The following is a 26,917-nucleotide window of genomic DNA, read 5'->3' as shown; positions in this document are numbered from 1 at the left end:
TTCGAAGCTCTCATCGCGCATCTCGAGCGTTGCAATCGGGGGCGTCCGGGCTGGCGAAGTCGGCGTCGCGGCACGCTCGTTGAGCGCGATGACGAGGCTGCGCTCGGCATGCCCGAGCCCGATAGTCAGCTACCAGCCGCGGCAGCCCCGAGGCCGAGGGTCGCGCCAGCGATGTTCCCGTCGCCGCGCCAAAAGCCAGTCCCTCGCTCGGGGGGGCTAAGCGTGCCGGATCCCGGGCGGGAACGGCGCGCGGAGCGGCGCGCACGGGAGCTCCTCAAGTCCTGCGTGGGTCCCGAGGAGTGGGAGATGTACCGCGACCTCGGATTTATCCGCGTCTATGGCCGGTCGCGCCGCGCCGGCCAGCCGCGCTACGCGTACCTGGTGTACCCGCGCAAGCCGCTCGTTGCTTTCTTCCCGGCGACCGGCGAGTTGATCGCCGAGTACTGCGTGGAGTTCCCAGACCTGGATGGCCAGCGTCTACCGCCCTCCGATGATGTGCTCGCTAAATGGATGGCGCTCACCTCCGACGAGGAGCGTCTGCTGCGTCGCGCCAACATGCACCTCGTCGGACGCCAACACGATCCGGCGCGCGTACGTCGCGACCTCTGGCGACTCGCAGCGTGGGAGCGTCGCCGCAGCGCTCGGCGCTCGGGTCGCCGCTCCGATCCCTCCGTCGGCCTCAGTCCGTGAGCTCCGCTGGGGCCCGGCGGCTCACCGTCTTGGCACAAGGAGGATGCGTTCCAAATGACCCCTGACCTGCGTCACAGAAGCCGCAAACTGCTCGACGGTCCCGACCGGGCGCCGGCACGCGCCTACCTCAAGGGCATCGGCTACGACGACGACGCGCTAGCGCGGCCGATCGTGGGGATCGCCAACACCTGGACCGAGACGATGCCGTGCAACTTCCACCTGCGCCGGCTGGCCGAGCGCGTCAAGGAAGGCGTGCGCGCGGCCGGCGGAACACCGATGGAGTTCAACACGATCGCCATTTCCGACGGCATCACGATGGGCACCGAGGGTATGCGTGCCTCCCTCGTCAGTCGCGAGCTGATCGCCGACTCGATCGAGCTGGTCGGCGGCGCGCACATGTTCGACGCGATCGTCGCTCTGAGCGGGTGCGACAAGACGATCCCCGGCTGCGCGATGGCCCTCGCGCGGCTCGACGTGCCGGCCGTTCTGCTGTACGGCGGGTCGATTCGACCGGGTACCTGGCGCGGCAAGAAAGTCACGATCCAGGACGTTTTCGAAGCCGTCGGCGCGCACGCCGCCGGCGAGCTCAGTGACGAAGAGCTGCGGGAGCTCGAGGCGAGCGCATCACCCGGGCCGGGCGCCTGCGGTGGTCAGTACACCGCCAACACAATGGCGGTCGCCTTCGAGGTGATCGGGCTGTCGCCACCAGGCAGTGCGATGGTGCCCGCGGCCGAGGGTCGCAAAGGCGAGGTCGCCGCGCTCTGCGGGCGCCTAGCCGTCGAGGCGATCGCGCGCGACCTTCGCCCAAGCCGCATACTCACACGTCAAGCGTTCGAGAACGCGATCGCCTCGGTCGCCCTCACCGGCGGCTCGACCAACGCCGTGCTGCACCTTTTGGCGCTCGCGCACGAGGCCGGTGTCGCCCTCGACCTCGAGGACTTCGATCGGATCGCCGAGCGCACGCCGCTGCTCGGTGACCTCAAGCCCGGGGGACGGTTCGTCGCCACCGACCTCTACGAGGCCGGGGGCGTCCCGCTCGTGCTGAAAAGACTGCGCGAGCTTGGGCTCCTGCACGAGAGCGCGTTGACCGTTGACGGGCGCACCATCGGCGACGTCGCGGCGGCGGCCAAGGAGACGCCCGGCCAGCAGGTGATCCGCCCGATCGACGACCCGCTCAAGCCGAACGGAGGGTTCGCGATCCTTCGCGGCAACCTCGCTCCCGAAGGCTGCGTGGTGAAACTCGCGGGCCACGACCGACGCGAGCATCGGGGCCCGGCGCGCGTTTTCGACTCCGAGGAAGAGGCCTTCACCGCCGTCAAGGAGAAGCGCATTCGCGCGGGCGACGTCGTCGTGATCCGCAACGAAGGGCCCGCCGGAGGGCCGGGCATGCGGGAGATGCTGGCGGTCACGGCGGCGATCGTCGGCGAGGGCCTCGGCGACTCCGTCGCGCTGCTCACCGACGGCCGCTTCTCTGGCGCAACACACGGTTTCATGGCCTGCCACGTAGCGCCGGAGGCGGTGCGCGGTGGTCCGATCGCAGCACTCCGTGACGGCGACGTGGTGGTCTTCGACGTCGACCGTCGGGAGCTACGCGTCGAACTCGACGAGGCCGAGCTGGCGCGGCGCCTCCAGTCCTACGAACCGCCGCGCAGGACGCTTCGTGGCGTGCTCGCGAAGTACGCGCAAGAGGTTGGTTCGGCGGCACGCGGCGCGGTCACCGCGCCGGCTGGCCAGCCCGCGTCCTAAGGGAGCCGCCCCCGGGCAGCCGCGAGCGCTTGCCGATGCAGGCTCGCGTCAGGCGCCTGTGTCGACCTGTTCGAGGAAAGAAGCGAGCAGGCGGTTGAAGGTTCGCGGTCGCTCGAGCTGCGCGACGTGGCCGGTGTCGGGCAGGATCACGAGTTCGCAGCGGCGCAGCCGCGACTTCCAAACCTCCGCGTCACGAACCGGGATCACGCGGTCGTCGGCGCCCCACACGACCAGCGCCGGAGCCTCGATCTCGCCGAGACGATCGCGCAAGTCGTAGCCAAGCGTGGCCCGTAACGCGGGCTCAAACCCCGGCTTACCGGCACCCTTTATGAGGCCCTCGAAAGCCAAATCCGGGGCGAGCCGCTCGGGGTGCTTCGCGACCAGCCCCAGGCCAAGGGCGCGAGCGCGTGGTCGTCGTGCCACGGCGCCGTGGAAGCGTCGCCCGTAGACCCCCACGAGCCGAATCGCGCTGCCCGCGACGACGACCGGAAGAGCCCTCACGGTCGCGCTGGAAACGCCCGCCGGCGAGACCAGCACCAGCCCCCTTACCCGCTGGGGTTGATCGAGCGCCAACTGGGCGGCGATCAGACCGCCCATCGAGTTGCCGCACACCACGTACCGCTCGAAACCCAAGTGGTCGCACAGTCGCGCGACCACGCTCGCGTAGAACGGGATCGAAAGTTCCCCGCCGGCCGGCAGTGGCGAGCGGCCGAAACCCGGCAGATCGGGCGCCGCGACACGGCGCGAGAGAGCCGCGAAAGGAAGGTTTTCCAGCCAGTTCTGCCACTGCCCGGAGAGACCGTGAACGAAGACCACTGGCATCGCCTCGGCACGAGCGTCGCCCAGTGCGACGAAGTTGACGGTTACGGCGCCGAGCTGCGCGCGGCGCAGGTGACGCGGCCAATCAACTTCCCGCCAGCTCGGCTCGGCGGTGAGTCCGTAGTCGTCGGCGAGCGCTGCTTCTCGGCCGCTCTCGGCGAGGCGTTCATTAGTTGTCGCCACGGGCGCGTACGCTACACGCCGCGTCCGTGGCGAGGAACCGCGTGAGCGGCTCCGCGGACGGGAACTTGCCGATGCGTGTCGCGATCGACATCGACTCGACCCTCCACGACTACTGGCGGATCCTGGCGCGGATCGCGCGCGACCGCTACGGGGTCGATTTGCGCTACGAAGAGCAGCGCGACTGGCAGATCTCGGCGCTAGCCGGCGACGCGCTAGTGCACTGCGTCGAGGAGAGCCACTCTGACGAAAACGTCCTTTCCGCCGAGCCCTATCCGCAAGCGGTCGAAACCGTGCGAGCGTGGAAGCAGCGCGGCCACTGGATCCAAATCACGAGCCACCGTCGCGAGTCGGCACGGCTGGCTACCGCACAGTGGCTAGAACGCATCGGGCTTCCTTACGACGACCTGCACTGTTCGTTCGACAAAGTGACGCGCTGCGTCGAACTCGGAGTCGAGCTCCTGATCGACGACAGCCCGGTCAACTTGGTGCGGGCGCACGAAGCCGGTATCCGCGTGGCGACGCTGCTGCATCCTTGGAACGAGGAGGTCGTCGAGACCTTCGGGTTCACCGCCGCTCGCGATTGGCGGGAGCTGCGCGCCAAGCTCGCCGACTTGCTCGAGTGAGCCGCTGCTTCGTGTCGTGAGCCGCTGATCGCGCCCGCCGCCGGGCGCTCGCGGTGTGGCGCGGCCGTGCGAGAATCGCGCGCGATGCCGCCCTCGAACGACGCCGGCGACGCCGTCCACACGCGTTCGCGGCTGCGCGGCGATCGTCTCCTGCCAGCCCGCGGTCGTCAGCTTTTGCCTGGCTTCGAGCCGGGTCGCGAGCTCGACGACTGGGGACGCTCGGAGCGTCTCGAACGGCTCTTTCAGCGCACAGTTGGAACCTTCCTCTACGACTGCTGGTTCCGAGTGGAGGCGCGGGGTGCGGAGCGCGTCCCGGCGAGCGGCGGTGCGCTGATCGTCACCCACCGCGCCGGGCTAGTGCCGGCGCACGCCGCGATGATCGCGCGCGTCGTCAGCGAACGGCATGGGCCCTGCAGGCGCCTCTACGTGTTGACGGAACCGACCGTGCGAGGGCTGCCGGGGCTCGACCCGCTGCTCACCAAGCTCGGCTGCGTAAGCGCGGTGCGCGCCAACGTCGAGCGCCTCCTGTGCGACGAAGGTGAGCTCGTGCTGGCGTTCCCAGAGCCGCGACGGATGTCACGCAAACCGCTCGCGCAGCGCTACCGAGTGGCGCCGTTCGACGACCTCGCACCGATCACGATCGCTCGGCGGGCGCGGGTACCGATCCTCGTCGCGGCGGTCGTCGGTGCCGAGGAGGCCCACCCGGTGTTTTTCACGCGCCCCCGGGTACCGCGGCCGCTGCGCGGTGCGGTCGGCGCTTTGCGTCGGCTCGGCAGAGGTGCCGTCGGGCGACCGCTGGCGCTCGCCGGAATGCTCCCGGGATTTGCCGCACCGCCCTATCTGCCGGCGAAGATGCTGATCCACTTCGAGCACGTACGCGATCCCGGCGAGTCGGTAAGCGACGCCAGCTTCGCGGTAGCGCTACGCGAGGCGTTGCGGACAAGCCTCGAGCGGATGCTTGCCGAGCGCAGGTCGGTATGGCTCGGCTGAGTGAGAGATCGAGATCGCCTTGCGCGCCAAGCTCGCGGATCGATCAGACTAGGGCCAGCGAGGTGGAGGCGTGAGCTCGAAGCGCGTGCTGATAACCGGTCTTTCGACCTACTGGGGTGGTCGTCTGGCGCAAGCCCTCGAGCGTGACGCGAGTCTCGAGGCGATCGTCGGCGTCGACACCCGCGAGCCGCATGTGGAGCTCGAACGCACGGAGTTCGTAAAGGTCGGCGCCGAGCACGCCCTGCTGCGGCGGATCGTCGAAGCAGCAGAGATCGACACCGTGGTCGACACCCGCCTGATCGTCGATTCGTGGGGACACTCGACCGCCGAACTGCACGACAACAACGCGCTCGGCACGATGAACATCCTCGCCGCCTGCAGCGGCTCCGATTCGCCCGTACGGAAGCTCGTCTTCAAGTCCTCGGCGCACTACTACGGCTGCCACCAGGACGACCCGGCGTTCTTCGAGGAGTCGATGCCGCGCACCTACCCACCCGACACGCCGCTCGAGCGGGAAATCCTCGAAGCGGAGGCTTCGGTCGCCGAGTTCGCCGAACAAAACCCGCAATGCCGGGTCACGCTCTTGCGCTGCGTGAACGTCCTCGGCCCGGACATCGACACCTCGCACGTGCGGCTCTTTTCGCTGCCCTCCGTGCCAATGATCTTGGGCTTCGACCCGCGCTACCAGTTCGTCCACGAAGACGACGTTGTGCGGGCGCTGGAGCACGCGGTTGTCAACGACCTGCACGGGATCTTCAATGTCGCCGCCGACGGCGTGCTCGCGTTGAGCGAGGTGGCGGGGCTGCTGGGCAAGCCCTACGTCCCCCTCTTGCCGCCTTGGGGAACGTCGATCGCGGCAACCATGTTGCGGCGCCTCGGCCTGCCGTTGACGCCCGAGGGTCTCCGCCTGCTGCGCTTCGGTCGGGGCGTCGACAACCGGCGCTTCAAAGCCACGGGCTTCGAGTACCGGTACACGTCGCGAGAGGCCGTGCAGAAGTTGGCCGAGCATCTGCGTCTGCACCCGATCGTGCGGGGCGCACAGGAGCCGTACCGCTACGAGCGCGAGGTCGAGGAGTTCCTGCGCTGGAGTCCCTACGTGCGGCGTGAGGCCGCCAGCGACGAGGCGACGCGCGAGCAGCTCGCAGAGCTCGAGCGGTTGGTCAGACGGCTTGCTGAGAGGATCGGCGAGACGTCCGGCGGCTCTGAGGAGGCGGTAGCAGCGGGGAAAGCGCAAGGAGGCGCGGAGGAGTCCGTCGAAGATCGCGGGCGATGAAACTCCCCTCGTCACGCCGCGAGCTCCCGCTCGGCACACCGTCAGCAGCGCCGAGGGGTGATCGGGCGCTGACGCGCCGCGCTGTCGCTGTAGCTCTGGCAGTCGTCCTCGGCACCTTCGTGGCGGCCACTGTCGCGATCGCGGCGATCGACCGCTCGACGCGCGACGCCATCGCACCCGGAGTGCGCGTCGCGGGGATCGACGTCGGTGGCCTCACAGCCGACGCTGCCGCCGCGCGGCTGCGTGCGCGCCTTGCGGACTACCGACCGCGGTTGGAGCTGGTGGGTCCGCACCTGGTCGAGCGGATCGACGTCCACCGCCGCTTGCGCTGGCGCCCGGACGTGGGAGCGATGGTCGACGAGGCGCTGGTACGCAGTCGTGCCGGCGGACCAGTAGGGCGTGCGCTTCGCCGCCTGACCGGCGAGCGTCTCGCAGTCGACCTTCCGCTGCGGTCGGTCTGGTCCCATCAGGCGCTGCGGCAGCTGGTCGGGGCGGTAGCGCAAAGGGTCGACGTACCTCCGCGCGACGCTCAGCTACTGCTGCCGTCGATGCAGCGGGTGGCCGAGCGCCGCGGCGTGAGGGTCGAACGCGAGCGGCTGGCGGCACGTATCGAACGCGCCTTGGCGAGCGGATCCCGGGGCGCTGTGCGGGTGCCGGTCCGCAGCGAGCGTCCGCGGGTGACGCTCGCCGACCTACCGGCTCGTTGGCCGCTCTTGATCGTGGTCGATCGCTCGAGTTTCACGCTCCGGCTCTACGACCATCTGCGTCTGGTGCGCAGCTATCCGGTCGCGATCGGTGCCGTGGGCTACGAAACGCCGGCCGGCCTCTACCGCATCCAAAGCAAGGCCGTAAATCCGGTCTGGCACGTCCCCAACCGTCCCTGGGCCGGCAAGCTGGCGGGCAAGGTGATCCCGCCCGGGCCGGACAACCCGATCAAGGCGCGTTGGCTCGGCTTCTATGACGGCGCCGGGATTCACGGGACGGACGCCGTCGGGTCGATCGGTAGCCGCGCTTCGCACGGCTGTGTTCGCATGCGCATCCCGGACGTGATCGACCTCTACGAGCGAGTGCCGGTCGGTACGCCGATCTACATCGGTGGCTGACGCTTGGTGGCGGCGCGCACACCCAACCATGCCGAGTCGAGGATCCATCCGGATCCCCTGGCCCGGCGGTGGCAGCGGCTCCTCAAGCGTTTTGAGCGCGACCTGGCCGCTGCCGGTCTCACCGAACGCACGCGCCGCGAATACCTACGCGACGTCGCCGAGCTAGCCGAATGGGCACAGCGACGTGGGCGCGACGCGCGAGAGCTGAAGCATCGGGAGCTGCGGGACTTCGCCGGCCACCTCGTCGAACGGCGTTTGGCACGGAGCTCAGTAGCACGCAAGCTGTCGGCGGCGCGTGCCTTTTTCGCAACGCTGGTACGACGCGGCGAGCTCGCTGCTAACCCCGGCGAGCTCGTCCCGGCGCCAAAGCGTCGGCGCCCACTGCCGCGAGCGCTGCCCAGCGCTCAGGTCGAGCGGCTGTTGCGGTCCGCACCGGCCGACGGCCCGCTGGCGCTGCGCGACCGCGCGCTCGCCGAGCTCGCGTACGGGTCTGGCGTGCGGGCCGCGGAGCTGGTGTCGCTCGACCTCGACGATCTCGACTTCGATCGAGAGCAGCTGCGGGTCGAGGGGAAGGGGGGGCGTACGCGGGTCGTCCCGCTCGGTGAGCTAGCGCTGCGGGCGCTTAACGACTGGCTCGAGCGGGGACGTCCTCTGCTGTGCCGAAACGTCGAACAGCGCGCGCTCTTCGTTTCGCGCAGCGGGCGCCGCATCTCGACCAGCGACGTGCGGCGCCGCGTTGCAGCGCTCGCGCGGCGCTCCGGACTAGCCGTAACACCGCACGCCCTGCGGCACTCATTCGCCACTCATCTCTTGGAAGGAGGGGCCGATCTCCGGGTCGTACAGGAGTTACTCGGCCATGCATCGATTCGCACCACCCAGATTTACACTCGGTTAGAGTCGGCGCGGTTGCGTGAGGCGTATAGGCGCGCTCACCCCCGCGCCTAGACCCGAGGGACGGCCCGGCTTTGGAGACACATCTCAAGGAGATCGAGCTTCGCGAACTCTGGCGCCGCTACAAAGAGGACGGCGACGAGCAGGCGCGGGAGCGTTTGGTGCTCGCCTATTCGCCGCTCGTGAAGTACGTCGCCGGGCGCATGGCTAGCGGCCTGCCCGCGCATGTCGAAGAGGCCGACCTGATCTCCTACGGACTGCTCGGTTTGATCTCGGCGATCGAGCGCTACGAGCCCGAACGGGAGATCAAGTTCGAGACCTTCGCGATCACCCGCATCAAGGGTTCGATCATCGACGAATTGCGCTCGCTCGACTGGGTTCCCCGCTCGGTGCGTGCCCGCGCGCGCGAGATCGAGCGGGTCAACGCGAAGCTCGAGAACGAGTTGCAGCGGCCGCCGACCGACCAAGAGATGGCGGATGCACTGGGGATGACGGTCGAGGAGTTCCAGGAGTCGCTGTTGCAGATTTCCAACTCGTCGATCGTGGCGCTCGACGAGCTGTGGACGGTCTCTGATGCCTCGGGGGACCAGGTGTCACTGCTCGACACCCTGCAAGACCCGTCGGCCGTCGACCCGGCTCAGGAGATGGACACCACGGAGATGAAGGATCGCCTCGCCGAGGCGATCGCGCGACTCCCGGAGCGCGAGAAGTTGGTAATCGCGCTCTACTACTACGAGAACCTGACCTTGCGCGAGATCGGCGAAGTGCTCGGCGTCACCGAGTCGCGTGTCTCGCAGCTACATACAAAGGCGGTTCTGCGCCTCAAGTCGCGCCTACAGGGCGAAGGCGACGACGGGGAGTAGCCGCCCAACCGCTACCTCGCGCGCAGCGGGGTGACCACTCGCCACTCGGTGCCACGGCGGCTAGGCTCGGTCATGAGGGAGTGAGAGTGTGGTCCGCTGCCGGTTACCGACCGGCGCGGGAAAGGAGGGAACAGTGGCGCTCGAGGATCCGCGGCGTATCCGCAACGTCGCCCTCGTCGGCCACCGCGGAAGCGGCAAGACGTCGCTCGCCGAGGCGCTGCTCTACGAAGCCGGGGCGATCGATCGGCTCGGCTCGGTCGCCGAGGGGACGACCACCTGCGACTCGCAGCCCGACGAGCGCGCTCGGCGGATGTCGATATCCGCGGCGCTCGCCCAGTTCCGCTGGCGTGGTTACAAGATCAACTTGATCGATACGCCCGGCGAGCCGAGCTTCGTGGCCGACGCGATCGCCGCCTTGCGTGTTTGTGAAACCGCTGTGTTCGTCGTCAACGGTGCGATGGGCGTGGAGGTGGGCACCGAGCGCCTGTGGCAACGCGCGGAGGAGCTCGGGCTCGCGCGCCTCGTGTTCGTGAACATGCTGGATCGCGAGCGAGCCGACTTCGATGCCGTGCTCGAGCAGCTCAAGGAGCGCTTCGGCCCGCATGTGGTGGCGACCGAGGTGCCGATCGGTAGCGAGCAAGAGTTCCGCGGGGTCGTCGACCTCGTTGACATGAAAGCGTTCGTCACGCCCCGGCCAGAGCGCGGTCAGACGGTCGAAGCGGAGATACCGGACGAGCTTGCGGAGCGCGCGGAGAAGTACCGCGAGCGCTTGATGGACGAGGTCGCCGAGCTCTCCGACGAACTGATGGAGCGCTACCTCGAGGGTGAGGCGATCTCGCACGAGGAGATCGTGGCGGCGCTCGAGCGCGGCGTCAGCGAGGGACGCATCTTCCCCGTCGCCTGCGGTTCAGCGACCCGCAATATCGGGACCCTGCGCTTGCTCGATGCGCTGGTCGAAGACCTGCCGTCGCCGGCCGAGATCGCCCTTCCCTCGCTGGCCGCAGGCGATCCCCTGAGCGGTGCCGCCGACGTACCTCCGGTGGCGCTGGTCTTCAAGACGCTTGCTGACCCGTACGCGGGCACGCTCAATCTGCTGCGGGTCTACGAGGGCACCGTGCGCTCGGAGAGTCAGCTTCTCAACGGCCGCACCGGTCAACGCGAGCGCGTCGGGCAGCTCTTGTCGCTGCTTGGCAAGAGCAGCGAGCCGGTCGAGGCGGTGGGCCCCGGCGACTTCGGTGCCGTCGCGAAGCTCAAGGACACGCACGTCGGCGACGTTCTGACCGGTCGCAAAGAGGCCCCGGCGCTGGCGATGCCGGAGCTGCCCCGCCCGGTTATGGCTTTCGCAGTAGAACCGCACTCGCGGGCCGACGAGGACAAGGTGACGGGCGCCCTCGCAAGGCTCTGCGAGGAGGATCCGACGCTCGACGTCCACCGCGACCCGCAGACCGGCGAACTGATCGTCGCCGGGCTCACGCCGATGCACGTCGAAGTGGTGGTGGGTCGCCTGAAGGAGCGCTTCGGCGTCGAAGTCGACCTCAAACCCCCGCGCGTCCCCTATCGCGAGACGATCACGCGACAAGCGCGGGCGCACGCTCGCCACAAAAAGCAGACCGGTGGTCGTGGTCAGTTCGCCGACTGCCACATCGTGATCGAACCACTCGGGGCCGATGGCGGATTCGAATTCGTGGACGAGATCCGCGGCGGTGTGATTCCCGGTCAGTTCATCCCGGCGGTCGAGAAAGGGGTGCGCGAGGCGATGAGCGCGGGCGTCGTCGCCGGCTACCCAGTGCAGGGCGTGCGGGTGCGCGTCGTCGACGGCAAACACCACCCGGTCGACTCGTCGGAGATCGCGTTCAAGATCGCCGGTTCGATGGCCTTCAAGCAAGCGATGGCGGAGGCCGGTCCGGTACTCCTCGAGCCGATCATGCGGGTCACCGTCACGGTTCCGGACGAGTGCGTAGGCGACGTGATCGGCGACCTCAATGCGCGTCGGGGGCGACCGCTCGGCATGGAGCCGCGGGGTGGCGTCACCGAGGTCCGTGCCGAGGTCCCGATGGCGGAGATGCTGAGCTACGGAGCCGACCTGCGGTCGTTGACCGGCGGCCGTGGCGACTACGCGATGGAGCTCGCTCGCTACGAGCAGGTCCCGGCGCAGATCGCCAAGCGGATCGCTGCGGAGGAGGCCGGCGAGGCGGTTACTGCCAAAGCTTGAGCACGCGGGCACCCGGTAGGGCGCAAGCGGCCGCCTATCATCAGCGGGCCATGCGCCGCGAGTTGCGCCCTACCAACGAACACGTTCGCTGCGAGGTTTGCGGCCGCACCATTCTCCGCGGGGAGCGTTTCGAGCTGTACGTTCGCGACCCGCTGCGGGGTGGTCCGGAGGAAGCGGTCTGCGAGCTTTGTGGCGATCGCGCGCGTGCCCATGGGTGGGTGCGCGCCGAGCAGATGACCGAGTTCCCACCGCCGACCACTGCGCGCGGCTCGGCGCGGCGGCAGCGGCTCACGGCGATCTGGCGGCGGCTAAGGCGACGCCGCGACCACACGGGCGCTGGGGAGGCGGCGCCTATTGAGGCGCAGAGTGCGCCGGCAGGCGACGTTCGCGGAGCGCGACACGCGCAAGCCAGCGACGCGCCGGTGCGCACCGACGAGGTCGTTGCCGGGGCAGACGATCAGCACGCCTCTGAGCGGGGCGAAAACGGTGTGCGCGCGCGCGGCGATCAAACGGCCCCGGAAGTGCGGCACGTCCGTGCCGTTCCCAGCGGCACCGCCGCGCGGGTGGAGCGAGCACTGGAGCTGTTCGCGACCACCGACCACTGTCAAACGATGCTGGGGATCGCGCGTGCTCTCGGCCCCGCCCAGATCGCGGCGGTGCCGGTCGCTGGTGCGGCCGCGCTCGTCGACGTGGTGGTTGGCTGGGAGCTTTCGTGGTATCGCTTCCGTGTGGACCTGGGGGACGAGGCCGATCCGGTGGCGCTCGTTGACAAGGGCGACGAGCTTACGGAGCTGCCCGCGGAGCTGCGCGCCTGGAACGCGCTGCTGGACACGGCTGGCCACCTGGTCCGCACCGCCTGAGAGCGTCTGCCGTCGAGGACCGTCCGAGGAGGAGGAGCGACAGCGATGACCATCTACTGCGTGATTCCGCGCCCGCTCGCGGACCAGCTCTACGAGAAGCTGTCCGACTACTACCGTGATGACCCCAACGTCGAGGTGATCATCGACCGCCGCCGTGGCGGCAAGCCTGGTCCTAAGCCCGCCGACCGGGGCCGCCGGCGCAAGCGTGTAGCCGGCACCTTCCCGCCGATCGACGTGCCGGGCGGAGTGTCTTGACCGCGGCGACGGCGGGAGCTGAGAGCATCGTCGTGAAGTTCGACGGCGGTGCTCGCGGCAACCCAGGACCGGCCGCTTGCGCCGCTGTCGCCTTCTCGCGTGACGGTCGCCGACTGGCGCAGCGTGCGCGGCGGCTCGGGCGCGCCACCAACAACGTCGCCGAGTATCAGGGCCTGTTGCTGGCGCTCGAGCTGGCACGCGAGTTGGGGGCGCGCGAGCTCGAGCTGGTTTGCGATTCGGAACTCGTGGCGAAGCAGCTACGCGGCGAGTACCGGGTCAAGAATCCAGGCCTGAAGCCGCTTTTCGAGCGTGCTCGGCGAGAACTCGAGGACTTCGAGAGTTGGCGGATCCGCTCCGTCGCGCGCGACCAGAACCGCGAGCCCGACGAGCTCCTGAATCAAGCGCTTGATCGTCCTGCCGCGGAAGCGGCGCTCTAAGACGAACACGGGAGGCTGCTCGGCGGTTTCGTGGCGGAGCGCGCCAGCCCCTGAGTTCGGTCGACTGGTAGGTTGCCGCCATGCGTCCAATACGCCCCCGTGCCGGCACCGCCTTGATATTCGCGGCGCTGGCGTTCGCAGGGCTTGCGGCTGGCTGCGGCGGCAAGTCCGAGGAAGAGAAGGCGCGGGAGAACCTACGCGCCTGGCTGAACGCCGCGGTCAAAGGCGACGCTAAGCGTTACTGCGAGCTCCTCGCCGAGGAATCGCGGCGTACGGTCGAGCGCCGGGGCGACTGCGCGACGATCGTCAAGCAGCAGTTCGAGACCCCTGGTGGCCGCCTCCTGCGCGGCGTCGTCGAGGTGTTGGCGAAGTCGAAGAAGACCTCCGTGTCGGTCGATGGTGATACCGCCCGCGCGCGGATAACGGTCACTGGGCTGGGCTCCCAGGAGCGCACCGTCACGCTGCAGATGCGTAAAGAGGACGGCGAGTGGCGGGTTCTCACCGCACGCCCGCAAGCCGGTTTGGGCTCCGGCAGCAGCTCGTCCAAGCGCTGAAAGCCCGCCGCCGTTACGACCCGCGCGCCCTTCGCCACGCAGGCGCGGGCCAAGCCCGCACCGAGACCGCGAGCCGCTCCGGTGATCAGCACCGTGCGGCCCGCCAGCGACCACCGCCGGTTCCTGCGGCTCCCGCCGCTAACGCTGCGTAAAGCAGATGGCACTATGAAAACACTATTTGTCAGATATCCCGGACGCAACCGGCACGGACGGCCGCAACCGGCACGTGAAACAAAAAGGGCGCCGATGCCGACGCCCCTTGTGAGCGGCTTCGTTGAGAGCGGCTGAGGGGACTCGAACCCCCGACCTTCTGCATGGCAAGCAGACGCTCTAGCCAACTGAGCTACAGCCGCATGCAAAGCCGCATTATAGGCGCCGCTTACGGCCTCTTGGGCAGGCTGTGAGCGGCCGGGGTAGCGGCGCTAGATTTCGCTCAAGCTGGGCGCCGTGGCGGAGTGGCTACGCAAGGGCCTGCAAAGCCCTGGACCCGGGTTCGATTCCCGGCGGCGCCTCCTCGCGGCGTTCCCCCGCTGGTTGCGGGTGCGCAGGTCGGCCGTGGGCCGAGCGAGAGGGAGGAGGATGTATGGCTACGAGGTCCGTCCGCGCCGAGGAGATCGAGCGCGAGCTGGAGTCGCTGCTGACGCGGGAGACGTTCCCGCCCCCTGAGGAGTTCCGGCGCCGGGCGCTGATCCGCGACGACACTCCCTGGCGCGAGGCCCAGGCCGACCCGGTTGCCTGGTGGGAGCGCCAGGCTCGGGCGCTGCTCGACTGGAGCGAGCCTTGGCAGCGGGCGCTCGACGACTCCAACCCGCCCTTTTACCGCTGGTTTGTAGGTGGGCGCTTGAACGCCTGCGAGAACGCGCTCGATCGGCACGTGCGCGCCGGCCGCGGCGATCGTGTTGCCTTTTACTGGCGGGGCGAGGAGGGCGAAGAGCGCCAAGTGACGTACGCCCAGCTGCTCCACGACGCCGAGCGTCTGGCGACCGTGCTGCGCGAGCGCGGAATCGGGCCGGGCGATGTCGTCGGCATCTATCTGCCGATGATCCCCGAGGTGGTCGTGGCGATGCTCGCCTGCTCGCGGATCGGTGCACCGCATAACGTCGTCTTCGGTGGCTTCTCGGTCGAGGCGCTGCGCGATCGACTGCACTTCTCGGAGGCCAAGGCGTTGATCTGTGTCGACGGCGCGCGGCGCAAAGGGAAGACGGTGGCGGTCAAGGCGGCCGTCGACCGCATCCTCGACGAGCTGCCGTCGCTGGGAACCGTGATCTGTGTGCGTCACACCGGCGAGGGCGCGCCGATGCGCCGCGGCCGCGACATCTGGTGGCACGAGGCGCTGGCTGGGGCGGGCCCCACGCCGCCGGAGCCGCTCGACGCCGAGCACCCTCTGTTCGTTCTCTACACGTCCGGCTCGACGGCCAAGCCGAAAGGCGTTTTGCACACCACCGGCGGCTACCTGACCGGCGTCGCCTGGACGCAACGCCACGTGTTTGACCTCCACGACGACGACGTCTACTGGTGCACGGCCGACGTCGGTTGGGTGACGGGGCACTCCTACATCGTCTACGGACCGCTCGTGTGCGGCGCGACCTCGGTGATGTACGAGGGTGCGCCCGACTATCCGGACAAGGACATCTGGTGGGAGATCTGTGAGCGCTACGGGGTGACGATCTTCTACACCGCCCCGACCGCCATTCGCACCTGCATCAAGTGGGGCGTCGAGTATCCGTTGCGTCACGACCTCTCGTCGCTGCGTTTGCTCGGCAGTGTCGGTGAGCCGATCAACCCGAAGGCGTGGCTCTGGTATTGGCGGGTGATCGGCGGCGGTCGTTGCCCGATCGTCGACACCTGGTGGCAAACCGAGACCGGGCACATTCTGATCTCGCCGCTCCCTGGCGTTACGACGCTCAAACCGGGCTCGGCGACGCGCCCCTTGCCGGGCGTCGACGCCGCCGTGGTCGACGACGCGGGGCGCGAAGTGGCACCGGGCGAGCAGGGTTACCTGGTGCTGCGCCGCCCGTGGCCGGGGATGTTGCGCACCCTCTACAAGGATCCCGACCGCTTCGTCGAAACCTACTTCTCGCGCTTCGGGCGAGAGACGTACTTCGTGGGCGACGCGGCCCGTCTCGACGAGGACGGCTACTTCTGGGTGGTTGGCCGGGTCGACGATGTCGTCAACGTCTCCGGGCACCGTCTCTCGACCGCTGAGGTGGAGTCGGCGATCGTCGCCCACCCGAAGGTGGCGGAAGCGGCCGTGATCGGGCAGGCGGACGAGCGCACCGGGCAGGCGATCTGCGCGTTCGTGACGGTCGAAGCGGGGGTCGAGCCTGATGAGCGTCTGGCGGAGGAGATCCGCCAGGGGGTTGCCGAGCGCATCGGCAAGCTGGCGCGGCCGGCGCGAATCATCTGGGCCAACGAGCTGCCGAAAACGCGCTCGGGCAAGATCATGCGGCGACTCCTTCGGGACATCGCGGAAGGTCGCGCGCTCGGCGATGTCACGACCTTGCGCGACCCCGAGGTGATCGCGCAGCTCGAGACGAAGGTGCGGGAGCTCCAAGCCGCCGAAGAGTGACTGCGCCAAGCGCTCGAGTGGCCGCAAGAGGGCGTCGCAGCAGTCCTCTCGGGGGACCGTGCGCTGCTATTCTCGCCCCCCGCAGGGGCCGTTAGCTCAGCTGGGAGAGCGCCGGCTCGACAAGCCGGAGGTCGCTGGTTCGAGCCCAGCACGGCCCACTGGCTCTGCTCGATTACGCCCGTCGCCCCGCGATTGCCGCTCAGCGTGGCGCCGGCCGCTCGACCTCGACGACCTGTTGGAAGGTCGGACGGTTGATCCAGTGGATGAGCGGCTCGGAGATCGCTCCGAACGGGCGGTGCCAAACCGCGTCGAAGCACCATTGATCGCCGGCTAGGCCGTAACGCGGACACACCGGGTCGTTGCCGTAGAGCTCCGCATTAGGCACCGCCAGCGCCGCTTCGAGCGAGTCCAGTAGGCGGTCGCGGCAGCGGCCCAGGGTGCCGCCCCGGCTGGCGGTGCCGCCGCAATAGGTGCGCGAGTAGCGGGCTGGCGCAGCCGGCGGTGGCCGCAAACCGCGCGTGCCGCGCCGACCGAGCAGCGTGCGCAGATCCTTCTCTACGTAGTGGTACCAACCGCCGTTGTAGGCCGAACCGCGGTGCTGGCCGGCGGCGTTCGGCTCGTCATCGGGGTCGCGGATAGCTTCCAGCTGGCGGAAGAGGCGCTCGCCCAGCACGGGCTCGAAAATCGCGTGCAGAAGGCGCGGCCACCAGGCGTCCATGATGCGCACCGCCTCCGCGTCCTCGTAAATGCGGTCGCGGTTGCGGTCGATGCGGTGAGCGCCGCTTCGCACCCAGGAGCGCAAGATTGCGACCGCGCGGCGCAGCTCGGGGTCGCGGGGCGTACCGATTACCCGCAGCAGGTAGGGCAGCACCTTCGCTCCCCGCAGATCGACGGTGCCGGCATCCTCCATCGCCGATACCAGCTCGACCAAGTTCGCCTTCCGGCGACCGGCGAGCAGCGCACGGATACGGTCGGACAGAAGATCGGAGCGGTAGATCGAGCCGTACGCGAAGTTGTCGTCGGCGGCCCGGTAACCGCGCGCCTGCTTGTTGTTCCAGTTGGCGAGGAAAGCTTGGTCGACGACCTGCGGGTGCTCGCGCATGGGGGTGTAACGAGCCGTCCAAAGCTCTGGGTTCCAGTCGCGCCACTCGAAGCGCCCATCGGTCGGTAGGTCTGGCGAGACACCCGGGGCACGCACCGGATTGTTGCCGGAGTTGAAGTACGCGATGTGGCGGTGATCGATGTAGAACCAGTTAAAGGTGAAGCCGATCTTCGACACCGCCGCCATGAAGTCGCGCGGTGAGCGGATCCGCCCGGGGTCGTTGAGCGCATCGAAGCCCAGCGCCGAGTCGACTTCGTGGAAGTACGTCGAACGCAGCTGGGTATAGACGACCGGGCGGCCGCCGATCGTCGCGCGCGCTATGACCAGCCCCAACTTGGTGCGCAACGTGCGCAGCGTCTCCGAGCCCGCCGGGGTCTGATCGGCGAGGTTCGGGGTCCACGAGTTGTGCCGCTCGAGCACTTCGAAGGGAAGGCAGCGACCGCGGTACAGGTAGTGGTCGGAGGCGAGCGTGGGCTGTGAACCATCCGGCTCGCAGAGCGGTAGCGCGAACGTGTCGATGATGTCTTGGCCGGCCGACGTTGCACTCCAGGCGTAGTCGCGTCCCCGCCCCAGCAACACGTACAGCCCGACGCCAGCGAACGCCGCGCCGCGCGCCTCGAGGCCCGGCCCGTGGACCTCGATCTCGTGCAGCAGGTTCGGCACGAAGTATGCGGTCTGCGGACCCATCACCGCGAGCGGTCGCCCCGACTCGGACTCTCGCGCCGATACGAGCAGCGCGTTCGACCCCGGTCGCTGGCGTCGCAAAAGATCGAGCAGCCGGCTGCCGACATCGCCGCGTCCCGCCTTTGGGGTTGAGAGCGGTAGACCGGGCAGACTCGGCGGGCCGGGCGGCTGCGAGCCGGAGCTGCCGCTCTCGCCGGCGACCACGTCGACGAAGCGCACCGAGCCGGGATCCGGCAGCGCGAGGCTGTCGGGCGCGAGCTTGCGGGGCTCGGTTTGGTACGGAAAGCGACGCCCCTCGACGGTCACCGGTGCTTCCGGATCGTCGGCTTCACGGAGGTCGTGCCAGACCGCCCGACCCCGCCGGTTACCGAACCGCCGCTGTGCCTCCTGGAGCAGCAGCGCCGATTGCAGCTCGCCGCCACCGCCCTTGCCGAAGATGCCGCCGATCAAGCTCGCGGTGGCGATCAGGTCGGTGACCTTCCAGGGATCGGGCCCCAGTGGCCGGCCGATCGCTAGGTACTCCGCAGGCAGCTTGCGTGCCGGGTCCAGGCGGGCCTCGTCGATGTAGGCGTTGATCCCCGCCACGTAGGCGCGCGCGTCCTCTTGCAGCCGGCGACCGGCGTCGCCGTAGAGGTCGTCACCGAGCTCGAACTGCCGCTCCAGGTCTGCCTCGGTGTAGGGCGCGATCCGCCACTGCTCGCGGTCGAGCTCACGGTTGCCGAGCGAGCCACCAACGAACGAGCTGAGCTGGGCGCGGCCGGCGTGCCGCAGCACGTCCATCACGAACAAGCGGTCCTCGGCTGCCACGTAGCCGAGTCCGAACAGCGCCGCCTCGCGCGTGCGGCCGTAGACCCGCGGCACGCCGAACCGGCGATCGCGGACTATCGTGACGTCGGGCCGGGGGCTGTAGATCCTCTCCGCTTCGCCCGCTGGCACCCCGAAGCTCGCGTCCTTGAAGAAACGATCGAGCTGCCCCGCGGTCAGCCCGGGAACCGCGTAGACAAGGTCTCCGTACATCGCGAGCTGGTCGTCGTAGTGAGGCGGACGTGGAGCGTTGGGGCAGCCCTGGGGTCCATTGGGCGGACACGCCAGCAGGAACTGGGCGAGCGCAGGGGCCGGTGCAACCCCGTTCTGGCCCGGCGGCAAGATGTTGCGAAAGCCGCCGCCGTCGTTGGCGCGGTAGGGCGCCGGGTCAGCGGCGCGTGCCGGAACGCCCGCCGCGGCGAACGCAGCGACCAGCGCGCAGCCGAGCGCGACGCACAGGCGCAGCCTTGTGTTCCTGATCTTCCTCACCCCTGCCCGCGGCCGCAGGCCGCGCGGCGAGCATAACCGTTGCGGCCCTGCTCGTGAAGCAGCAGTCGAGCGGCCGCCGAGAGCTCTGCTAGCGTCGCTGCCCGCGAGCGAAAAGCCGACCGATGCCGATCCTCAAGCGTTCCGCTCACCGCCCCCGCGATAGCGAGCTGTTCGATCTGCTCGAAGCAGCGGCGGCGAACGTCCGCCGCGCCGCATCGCTCCTCGACGAGCTGCTCAGCAACTATCCGGACCGCGCTGACCTTGCCCGCGACATCCTGATCTGCGAGCAGGAGGGCGACCGTCTGACACACGGCGTCTACCAGCACGTCAACCAGCACCCGCCAGAAGCGCTCGAGCGGCACGACGTCCACGAGTTGGCAGCCGCGCTCGACGATGTCGTCGACTACGTCGAGGAAGTCGCCGACTTCCTCGGGCTCTACAAGATCGAGGCGCCAATGGAACAGGCGCAACAGCTAGCGCGGATCCTGCTCGACGCTTGCCGCGAGATCGAGAAGGCGCTACCAAAGCTCCGCACCGGTGCCGACTATTCGCACGAAACGGTCGAGATCAACCGTCTCGAGAACGACGGCGATCGGGTCACCCGCGAGGCCCTCGCTTCGCTCTTCGAGGGCGGCATCGACCCGATGGTGGTTATCCGCTGGAAGGACCTCTTCGAGCGGCTCGAGGCGGCGATCGACGCAACCGAGCGTGTGGCCAACACGCTCGACGGAATCGCTCTAAAGCGCAGCTGAACCGCGGCGCCGCCAACGGCGCAAACCTTCAAGCAGGCGGGCAAGGTCAGATTCATCGTTCCAGGCTCCGAACGAGGCGCGGAGCAGTCCCCAGCCAGGCACGTCGCGCACGATCACACGCTGTGCGGCGAGCGCCTGGACCACCTGCGCAGCGTCTTCGCCGAGCCGCACCGACACGAGCGTCGACGGGCCACGGGGCACGACCTCGAGGCCTTCTTCGCGCAACGACCGCGCGGCCTGCTCGGCCAGCGCCGGTCCAGCGCTCAGCACCCGCGATCGGCCCTCTGCTTCGAGCTCCTCGAGCGCCGCCAGCGCCCAAGCCAGATCGTGGGGGACGGGCTCGAGGGTGTCGAACCGGCGCGCCCCCGAATGCCACTGGAGCGCGCTCGGATCGTGGGGATTGGCAAGCGACTGGTAGCCCGGCCAGGGCGGAGCGAGCGTCTCCCCGAGGTCGCCGCGGACGTAGAGGAAACCGATGCCGTTGGGGCCGCACAACCACTTTTGAGCCGGCGCCGCGTAGAACGTGCAGCCGCACCCCCGCACGTCGACCGCTAGCGCCCCGAGTGCCTGCGCGCCATCGAAGAGCGTCGGCACACCGAGATCGGCGAGCGCCGCCAGCGGGGCCATCTGCCCGCTCACCCAGGAGACGTGCGAGCAAGCGATCAGACGAGTGCGGGGGCCGACCGCGTTAGGCAGCTCGCGCAGGGGCGCCGTTCGCACCGAGAAGCCGCGGTCGCGGGCGCGCTGCAAAAGGGGCGCGAGCAGACCTGGGTGCTCCTGGTCGGAGGTGAGGACCTCGTCGCCGCGGCCCAACGGGAAGGCAGCCAAGGCGACGTTGATGCCATCCGTCGTCGAGCGGGTCAGCGCGACCTCGCCCGGCTCGCAGCCGAGCCAGCGCGCGGCGGCCGCGCGCAGCGCCTGCGCGGGTCGTTCAACGAGCTCCTCGAAGAATGCGCTCCCCGAGCGACCGTCGCAGCTCTGGCGCTCGACCGCGGCGCTTGCGGCACGAGCAGCGTTGGCGGGAACCGGTCCGTTGGTTCCGGCGTTGAGGTAGGCGATCCCGCGCTCGAAAACCGGGAAACGGGCGCGCAGCGCGCCGCTCGCAGTGACCGACTGACGGCTCGCCGGCACGAACGGTGATACTACGGGCGCGTGATCGTCGAGCGTGCCCTCCATCCCGACTGGCTCTCCTGCACTTACCTAGTGGCCCCGCAGCCCAACGGCCCGGCGCTGCTGATCGACGCGGGCGGGCCGGTCGCACCGCTGGTGCGGGCGCGTGAGCGCCACGGCTTGCGGGTGGTGGCGGCGCTGTTGACTCACCACCACCACGATCACGTCGCGGCGCTCGACGAGCTGCGCGAAGCGCTCGACTTTGAGGCGGCCTACGCGCATCCGCGGGAGGCCGCGCGGATCGATCGTGGCGTAGAGGCGCTCGAGCCCGGGCGCCACGAGTTCGACGGGATTCCAGTGGTCGCCCTGCACACGCCCGGGCACACCGACGGGATGCTGGCGTTCGTGGTCGACGGGGTCGCCTTCACCGGCGACACGCTGTTCAAGGGTTCGGTCGGCGGCGTTCGTGCGCCGGGCGCAAGCGGTTACGAAGATCTGCGGCGCTCGGTCGTCGACGTGTTGCTCACCCTGCCGCCAGACACCCGGCTCTACCCGGGACACAGCGATCCCACCACGGTGCGCGAGGAGCTCGCGGCGAACCCGTTCGTACGGGTCTGGTTGGGCCGCGAACAGCCCGATGGTCGCCGCTGCCGGGTCGCTGGCGAGGAGGCCGAGCTCGTGGTTCTCGCGCGCGATTACGACGGAGGCCGCAAGGCCTGGGTGCGGCTTGGCCGCGAGCGGCGCGACGAGATCGTCCCCGGCAGCATCGTCGAGCTCGACGACTAGCTGACGCGCCATGACCGTGTACTTGCCGGACGGCACTGCGCTAGCGCTCGCAGAGGGCGCGACCGGTGCCGACGCCGCCGCTGCGATCGGTGCGGGACTGGCGCGGGCGGCGCTAGCGGTGCGCATCGAGCGCGACGGGCAGCGCTTCGTCCAAGACCTGGCGCTGCCCTTGCGTGACGGGGATCGCATCGAGATCCTCACCGAGCGCAGTGCGGAGGACACCCTGGGGCCGCTGTGGCTGATCCGCCACGATGCCGCGCACGTGCTCGCCGAGTCGGTGCTCGAGCTGTGGCCCGGCACGAAGGTCGCGATCGGTCCGCCGATCGAGGACGGCTTCTACTACGACTTCGAGTTCCCGCCCGGCGTCACCGTCACAGTCGACGATCTGCCGCGCATCGAAGAGCGGATGCGCGAGCACGTGGCGGCCGACGAACCGTTCGAGCGGATCGAAATGCCGGCGGCCGAGGCGCGCGAGCTGTTCGAGCGCGCGGGGCAGCAGTACAAGGTCGAATTGATCGACGATCTCGTGCGGGAGCAAGGCGTCGAGACGGTCTCGCTGTACCGCAACGGGCCGTTCCTCGACCTCTGCCGCGGTCCACACGGCCCATCCACGGGCAGGATCGGTGCCTTCAAGCTGACCTCCGTCGCAGGCGCTTACTGGCGCGGAGATCCCAGCCGGAAGCAGCTCACGCGCATCTACGGCACGGCCTTCTTTCGCAAGCGCGACCTCGAGCAGCACCTCGCGCGCATCGAGCTGGCGAAGGCCCGCGACCATCGCCGTCTGGGCCGCGAGCTCGGCCTCTTCATGCTCTCCGAGCTGTCGCCCGGCTCGCCCTTCTGGTTGCCGCGCGGAACCGCCGTTTGGAACGAGTTGACCCGCCTATGGCGCGAGGAGAACAGTCGCCGCGGCTACCTGGAGGTGCGCACCCCGATCCTCTACGACCGCGAACTTTGGAAGCAGTCGGGGCATTGGCAGAAGTTCCGCGACAACATGTACTTCACCGAGGTGGAGGGCAGGCCGATGGGGCTGAAGCCGATGAACTGCCCCGCCCACATCCAGATCTACCGGCGCGAGCGCCGCTCCTACCGTGACCTGCCACTGAGGTTCGCCGAACAGGGGCTCGTTCACCGCCACGAGCCGAGCGGGACGCTCCACGGTCTCCTGCGGGTGCGTCACATCACGCAGGACGATGCGCACATCTTCTGCCGGGAGGAGCAGGTCCGCGACGAGGTGCTCGCCTGTCTGGAGTTCGCCTTCGACCTTTACCAGCTGTTCGGCTTCGAACCGCGTGCCCACCTCTCGACGAGACCGCCGCAGCGCATCGGCAGCGACGAGTTGTGGGACCGCGCCGAGGGTGCCCTGCGCTCGGCGCTCGAGGCGCGGGGCCTCGACTACCGAATCGATCCGGGCGAGGGGACCTTCTACGGTCCCAAGATCGATCTCCACATGACCGATGCGCTCGGTCGAGGCTGGCAGCTCGGGACAATCCAGCTCGACTACCAAATGCCCGAGCGGTTCGCGCTGACCTACGTGGGGGACGACAACGCCGAGCACCGCCCGGTGATGATCCACCGCGCCCTCATGGGTTCATTCGAGCGCTTCATCGGCATACTGATCGAGCACTACGGGGGGGACTTCCCGTTTTGGCTGGCACCTTTGCAAGTGGCGGTGCTACCGGTCGCCGATCGGCATCTCGCGTATGCCCGCACGGTCGCAGAGCGACTACGTGCAGAGGGGCTGCGGGCAGAGGTCGACGAGCGCAGCGAATCGGTCGGCCGCAAGATCCGGGCCGCCGAGCTGCAGAAGGTGCCCTACATGCTCGTCGTCGGCGATGCCGAGGAGCGAGAGCGTACGGTTGCGGTGCGTCGGCGCGGGCGCGGGGACGTCGGGCGCGTGCCGCTGGAAGCTTTCGTCGCGGAGCGCGCACGTGCCTACGCCGAGAGGGCGCGGGAGTGACGAGGCGCCGTTATACTCGCGCGCACCGATGCAGGGCACTCCTCGCGACACGCACGTCCTTCGCCTGTGAGACGTGCCCGTGCCCTCCTCGAGCCGGTGGACCTGAGTTGAGCGAACGCTTCGACGTGCAGATCGCCTAGTGCCGGTCCCAAAGAAGTTCGATCGGCGCCCGCCCGAGCGCGACGAGACGCGCATCAACGAGCGGATTCGCGTGCCGCAGGTGCGGCTCATCGACGAGCGCGGCCAGCAGGTCGGGATCGTCCCGACCGATCAAGCCCTGCGCTACGCGCGCGAGCGCTCGCTCGACTTAGTCGAGGTCGCGCCCCAGGCGCGCCCGCCGGTGGTGCGAGTCCTCGACTACTCGAAGTACCGCTACGAGCAGGAGCAGAAGCGCAAGGCCGCGCGGCGGCATCAAAAGCAGGTGCACGTGCGCGAAATCAAGCTGCGCCCGAAGATCGCGCAACGTGACTACGAAACGAAGATGGGGCACGTTCGCCGCTTCCTCGAGCGGGACGATCGGGTGAAGGTGACGATCATGTTCCGGGGTCGCGAGCAGACCCACCCCGAGCGCGGCGAGGCGCTGCTGCGCAAGCTCGCGGAAGACGTCGCCGACCTCGGGGTCGTCGAGCAGCAGCCGGCCCAGGACGGGCGCAACATGACGATGCTGCTGGCCCCGCTCAAGCGCAAGGATCGCGCGAAGTCTGCTTGAATGGCCGGTTGCGATGCCGAAGGTCAAGATCAAGACCCATTCCGGCGCCAAGAAGCGCTTCCGCAAGACCGGGTCGGGCAAGCTCGTCGGTCGGCACGCGATGACGAGTCACAACCTCGGCAAGAAGCGCCCGCGCCGCAAGCGGCGGCTCGCCAAGGCTTTGGTGGTCAGTCCGCAGGACCGCCGCACCGTCAAGCGGCTGCTCGGTATCTGAGGGGTCGGTGGCGTTATGCGGGTGAAGCGATCGGTTCACGCGCGCAAGAAGCGCCGTGCGGCGCTCGAGCGAGCCAAGGGCTATCGCGGCCAGGCCAAGAGCAGCTACAAGCGCGCCAAGGAGGCGCTGCTCAAGGCCGATCGCTACGCCTATCGGGATCGGCGCAATCGCAAGCGCGACTTCCGGCGCCTGTGGATCGTCCGCATCAATGCCGCGGCGCGCCAGCACGGCCTCAGTTACAGCATCTTCATGCACGGCTTGAAGGGCGCTGGTATCGAGCTCGATCGGAAAGTCCTAGCCGACATCGCGGTGCGCGATCCCGAAGCCTTCCGTCACCTCGCCGAGCGTGCGCGCGCGGCGGCGGGCGCCTGATCTAGCTGTGCGAAGGCGGCGTTAGCCTCGCGCGCGCGTGATCACGTCGCGCGCCAACCCGACGCTGAAGCTGGTACGCAAGCTCAGGGACCGGCGCTGGCGCGAACGTTGCGACGCCTTCGTTGCCGAGGGCGAGGACCTCGTGGAGGCCGGCTGCGAAGCCGGTTGGGAGCTGCTTCACCTGTTGCGCGCCGGCGTCGACGTCGAGCCGACGCTGCTCGCCGAAGTCAGCGCGCTCGGCTCGGGCACGCGCGTGCTGGCCGTCTTCCGACGCCGCTGGGGCGAGCCCGACAGCGCGCCCACGCGCCTCTACCTCGACGGCGTTAGGGATCCGGGAAACGTTGGCGCATGCATTCGCTCCGCGCACGCGTTCGGGGGCGTCGTGCTGCTTGGCCCAGGGTGCGCAGACCCGTTCGCGCCGAAGGCGGTGAGGGCATCGATGGGCGCGCTGTTCTCCGCGCCGCCAGCATGCGTGGAGGGGCCACCAGAAGGTCGCTTGGTTGTGCTCGACGCACACGGCGATCTGCCGATCTGGGAATGTGACCTCACACCGCCGCTGACGATCTGCGTGGGGGCCGAGCGCAGCGGCGTGTCGCGAGCGCTCCGCGAGCAGGCCGACGCGGTCGCGCGAATCCCCGTTAAGGGCGACTCGCTGAACGTCGCGATGGCCGCGACCGTCGCGCTTTATGAGGCGCAGCGCAGATCTCCCCGTTGACTGCCCCGGCCGGGGCCGCACTTTGCTTGGCCGCGCGCATGGCCAAATAGGATCCTGGACATGGCAGAGGTAGCGGAGCGGTTTGATCCGGCTCGCTTGGTCGAGGAGGCCAAGCGGGCGATTCGGGCCGCCGCGAGCCTTGCCGAGTTGGAGGACCTGCGCGTCCGCTACTTGGGCCGCAAGTCCGAGCTCTCGCAGCTTTTGCGCTCGATCGGCTCGCTGCCCCCCGAACGCCGCGCGGAGGTCGGCAAGCAGGCGAACGCTGCGCGCCGAGAGCTCGAGGCTCTGCTCGACGAACGCGGCGGCGAGCTCGAGCGGCGTGAACTCGAGCAACGCCTATCCGCCGACCGGGTTGACGTGACCCTCCCCGGCGATCCACCGCAGCCGCTCGGCCGTCTGCACATCGTCAGCGAGACGCGACGCCTGCTCGAGGACGTCTTCCTCGGCCTCGGCTTCAAGGTGCTCGAGGGCCCGGAGGTCGAGTACGACTATTACAACTTCACGGCCCTCAACATTCCGCCCGGTCATCCGGCGCGGACGACGATGGACACCTTCTACCTCGACGGCGAGGTCGTTCTGCGCACTCACACCTCGCCGATGCAGATCCGGGCGATGGAGGCGGAGGGGCCGCCCCTTTACGTCGTCGTGCCGGGGCGCGTCTACCGCCGCGATTCCGACGCCACGCACACGCCGATGTTCCATCAGCTCGAGGGTTTGGCGGTCGACGAGGACATCACGCTCGCCGACCTCCAGGGTGTGCTGCTGGAGTTCGCGCGCGCGGTCTTCGGCCCTGACCGGGAGATTCGGCTGCGCGCCGGCTACTTCCCGTTCACCGAGCCGAGTGTGGAGGTTGACGTTTCCTGTTTCGCGTGTACCCGCGACGGCTCGCCCTGCCGGATCTGCAAGGGCTCCGGCTGGATCGAGATCCTGGGTGCCGGGATGGTCGACCCCAACGTTTTCGAGTTCGTGCGCGACCGCGGCTACGACCCCGAGCGTGTGCAGGGGTTCGCCTTCGGGCTCGGGATCGACCGCATCGCGATGCTGCGCTACGGCGTGCCGGACCTGCGCCTCCTGTTCGACAACGACGCGCGCTTCCTGGAGCAGTTCGGAGCCTGAGATGAGTCCTGCGCCGGTCCCTGAGACGAGTGCTGGGGG

Annotated in this window: 25 protein-coding genes and 3 tRNA genes; 24 read left to right on the top strand and 4 right to left on the bottom strand. The window is 69.0% G+C overall.

Features of this window, described 5'->3' with window-relative positions; all coding sequences use genetic code 11:
* Positions 1–222 precede the first annotated feature (222 nt).
* Positions 223–690 (top strand): hypothetical protein, encoded by a 468-nt coding sequence (locus BLW41_RS10750; RefSeq protein ID WP_143038678.1) that lies wholly within the window; start codon positions 223–225, stop codon positions 688–690.
* 54 nt (positions 691–744) lie between these two features.
* Positions 745–2,436, top strand: coding sequence for a dihydroxy-acid dehydratase (gene ilvD / locus BLW41_RS09100; protein ID WP_093118362.1), 1,692 nt, complete (start codon positions 745–747; stop codon positions 2,434–2,436).
* Positions 2,437–2,484: 48 nt separating this feature from the next.
* Here ilvD and BLW41_RS09095 read toward each other — a convergent pair whose 3' ends face one another.
* Entirely contained in the window at positions 2,485–3,438 is a 954-nt protein-coding gene (locus BLW41_RS09095; RefSeq protein ID WP_093118360.1) for an alpha/beta fold hydrolase, read from the bottom strand.
* Positions 3,439–3,479: 41 nt separating this feature from the next.
* Here BLW41_RS09095 and BLW41_RS09090 point away from each other — a divergent pair, with 41 nt between their 5' ends.
* From BLW41_RS09090 to BLW41_RS09040, 11 genes are all read left to right on the top strand, one after another.
* A complete protein-coding gene (locus BLW41_RS09090) occupies positions 3,480–4,061 on the top strand; it encodes a 5' nucleotidase, NT5C type (protein ID WP_143038677.1) in 582 nt (193 codons plus the stop codon).
* 84 nt (positions 4,062–4,145) lie between these two features.
* On the top strand, positions 4,146–5,051 hold the full coding sequence (locus tag BLW41_RS09085) for a lysophospholipid acyltransferase family protein (protein WP_143038676.1): 906 nt from the start codon (positions 4,146–4,148) through the stop codon (positions 5,049–5,051).
* 70 nt (positions 5,052–5,121) lie between these two features.
* Positions 5,122–6,324, top strand: coding sequence for an NAD-dependent epimerase/dehydratase family protein (locus tag BLW41_RS09080; protein ID WP_093118354.1), 1,203 nt, complete (start codon positions 5,122–5,124; stop codon positions 6,322–6,324).
* Positions 6,321–7,427, top strand: coding sequence for a L,D-transpeptidase family protein (locus BLW41_RS09075; RefSeq protein ID WP_093118352.1), 1,107 nt, complete (start codon positions 6,321–6,323; stop codon positions 7,425–7,427). Before BLW41_RS09080 ends, BLW41_RS09075 begins: the two co-directional genes overlap by 4 nt.
* 6 nt (positions 7,428–7,433) lie before the next feature.
* Positions 7,434–8,372, top strand: coding sequence for a tyrosine recombinase (locus BLW41_RS09070; RefSeq protein WP_177169443.1), 939 nt, complete (start codon positions 7,434–7,436; stop codon positions 8,370–8,372).
* A gap of 20 nt (positions 8,373–8,392) precedes the next feature.
* On the top strand, positions 8,393–9,181 hold the full coding sequence (whiG, locus tag BLW41_RS09065; protein WP_093118348.1) for an RNA polymerase sigma factor WhiG: 789 nt from the start codon (positions 8,393–8,395) through the stop codon (positions 9,179–9,181).
* Positions 9,182–9,269: 88 nt separating this feature from the next.
* The gene (gene fusA / locus BLW41_RS09060) at positions 9,270–11,393 is read left to right on the top strand and encodes an elongation factor G (RefSeq protein ID WP_218138361.1); all 2,124 of its coding nucleotides are present in this window, start codon (positions 9,270–9,272) and stop codon (positions 11,391–11,393) included.
* Between the two features lie 50 nt (positions 11,394–11,443).
* Positions 11,444–12,253 (top strand): hypothetical protein, encoded by an 810-nt coding sequence (locus tag BLW41_RS09055; RefSeq protein WP_093118344.1) that lies wholly within the window; start codon positions 11,444–11,446, stop codon positions 12,251–12,253.
* A gap of 45 nt (positions 12,254–12,298) precedes the next feature.
* Complete coding sequence (locus BLW41_RS09050; RefSeq protein WP_093118342.1) at positions 12,299–12,508, top strand: hypothetical protein; 210 nt, start codon at positions 12,299–12,301, stop codon at positions 12,506–12,508.
* Positions 12,505–12,945 carry a ribonuclease HI family protein gene (locus BLW41_RS09045; RefSeq protein WP_218138360.1) on the top strand — a complete coding sequence of 147 codons (441 nt, stop codon included), beginning with the start codon at positions 12,505–12,507 and terminating at the stop codon, positions 12,943–12,945. Before BLW41_RS09050 ends, BLW41_RS09045 begins: the two co-directional genes overlap by 4 nt.
* A gap of 80 nt (positions 12,946–13,025) precedes the next feature.
* The gene (locus BLW41_RS09040) at positions 13,026–13,499 is read left to right on the top strand and encodes a nuclear transport factor 2 family protein (protein WP_143038674.1); all 474 of its coding nucleotides are present in this window, start codon (positions 13,026–13,028) and stop codon (positions 13,497–13,499) included.
* Positions 13,500–13,778: 279 nt separating this feature from the next.
* On the opposite strand, the gene BLW41_RS09035 is transcribed toward BLW41_RS09040, so the two are convergent.
* Positions 13,779–13,852: transfer RNA gene (locus BLW41_RS09035), tRNA-Gly, on the bottom strand.
* An 88-nt stretch (positions 13,853–13,940) separates the two neighbouring features.
* On the opposite strand from BLW41_RS09035, the gene BLW41_RS09030 reads away from it, so the two are divergent.
* The 3 genes from BLW41_RS09030 (at position 13,941) to BLW41_RS09020 (ending at position 16,226) form a co-directional block, all read left to right on the top strand.
* Positions 13,941–14,011 (top strand) — tRNA-Cys (locus tag BLW41_RS09030).
* A gap of 71 nt (positions 14,012–14,082) precedes the next feature.
* The gene (acs, locus tag BLW41_RS09025) at positions 14,083–16,068 is read left to right on the top strand and encodes an acetate--CoA ligase (RefSeq protein ID WP_093118338.1); all 1,986 of its coding nucleotides are present in this window, start codon (positions 14,083–14,085) and stop codon (positions 16,066–16,068) included.
* Positions 16,069–16,153: 85 nt separating this feature from the next.
* Positions 16,154–16,226 (top strand) — tRNA-Val (locus tag BLW41_RS09020).
* 41 nt (positions 16,227–16,267) lie between these two features.
* Here BLW41_RS09020 and BLW41_RS09015 read toward each other — a convergent pair.
* The gene (locus tag BLW41_RS09015; protein ID WP_093118336.1) at positions 16,268–19,147 is read right to left on the bottom strand and encodes a penicillin acylase family protein; all 2,880 of its coding nucleotides are present in this window, start codon (positions 19,145–19,147) and stop codon (positions 16,268–16,270) included.
* A 122-nt stretch (positions 19,148–19,269) separates the two neighbouring features.
* Here BLW41_RS09015 and BLW41_RS09010 point away from each other — a divergent pair, with 122 nt between their 5' ends.
* Positions 19,270–19,899 (top strand): DUF47 domain-containing protein, encoded by a 630-nt coding sequence (locus tag BLW41_RS09010; protein ID WP_093118334.1) that lies wholly within the window; start codon positions 19,270–19,272, stop codon positions 19,897–19,899.
* Here the strand turns inward: BLW41_RS09010 and BLW41_RS09005 are convergent.
* Positions 19,885–21,075: an aminotransferase class V-fold PLP-dependent enzyme gene (locus BLW41_RS09005; protein WP_093118332.1), complete on the bottom strand. Its 1,191-nt coding sequence runs from the start codon at positions 21,073–21,075 to the stop codon at positions 19,885–19,887. The two genes, BLW41_RS09010 and BLW41_RS09005, sit on opposite strands and share 15 nt — an antisense overlap.
* Between BLW41_RS09005 and BLW41_RS09000 the strand changes: the two genes are divergently transcribed.
* From BLW41_RS09000 to pheS, 7 genes are all read left to right on the top strand, one after another.
* Entirely contained in the window at positions 21,052–21,795 is a 744-nt protein-coding gene (locus BLW41_RS09000) for an MBL fold metallo-hydrolase (protein WP_093118975.1), read from the top strand. The two genes, BLW41_RS09005 and BLW41_RS09000, sit on opposite strands and share 24 nt — an antisense overlap.
* Positions 21,796–21,805: 10 nt before the next feature.
* Positions 21,806–23,752, top strand: a complete 1,947-nt coding sequence (thrS, locus tag BLW41_RS08995) for a threonine--tRNA ligase (protein WP_093118330.1) — start codon at positions 21,806–21,808, stop codon at positions 23,750–23,752.
* A 139-nt stretch (positions 23,753–23,891) separates the two neighbouring features.
* Positions 23,892–24,461 (top strand): translation initiation factor IF-3, encoded by a 570-nt coding sequence (gene infC, locus BLW41_RS08990; protein ID WP_093118328.1) that lies wholly within the window; start codon positions 23,892–23,894, stop codon positions 24,459–24,461.
* Between the two features lie 13 nt (positions 24,462–24,474).
* Positions 24,475–24,675, top strand: a complete 201-nt coding sequence (gene rpmI / locus BLW41_RS08985) for a 50S ribosomal protein L35 (protein WP_093118326.1) — start codon at positions 24,475–24,477, stop codon at positions 24,673–24,675.
* A 15-nt stretch (positions 24,676–24,690) separates the two neighbouring features.
* Positions 24,691–25,047, top strand: coding sequence for a 50S ribosomal protein L20 (gene rplT / locus BLW41_RS08980; protein WP_093118324.1), 357 nt, complete (start codon positions 24,691–24,693; stop codon positions 25,045–25,047).
* 37 nt (positions 25,048–25,084) lie between these two features.
* Positions 25,085–25,762, top strand: a complete 678-nt coding sequence (locus BLW41_RS08975) for a TrmH family RNA methyltransferase (protein WP_093118322.1) — start codon at positions 25,085–25,087, stop codon at positions 25,760–25,762.
* Between the two features lie 60 nt (positions 25,763–25,822).
* Entirely contained in the window at positions 25,823–26,878 is a 1,056-nt protein-coding gene (gene pheS, locus BLW41_RS08970; protein ID WP_093118320.1) for a phenylalanine--tRNA ligase subunit alpha, read from the top strand.
* Positions 26,879–26,917 lie beyond the last annotated feature (39 nt).

The organism is Thermoleophilum album (genome assembly GCF_900108055.1).
GTDB lineage: Bacteria > Actinomycetota > Thermoleophilia > Solirubrobacterales > Thermoleophilaceae > Thermoleophilum > Thermoleophilum album.
Note: the sequence above shows the minus strand (reverse complement) of the source record. Positions and strands in the feature narration are given on the sequence as shown.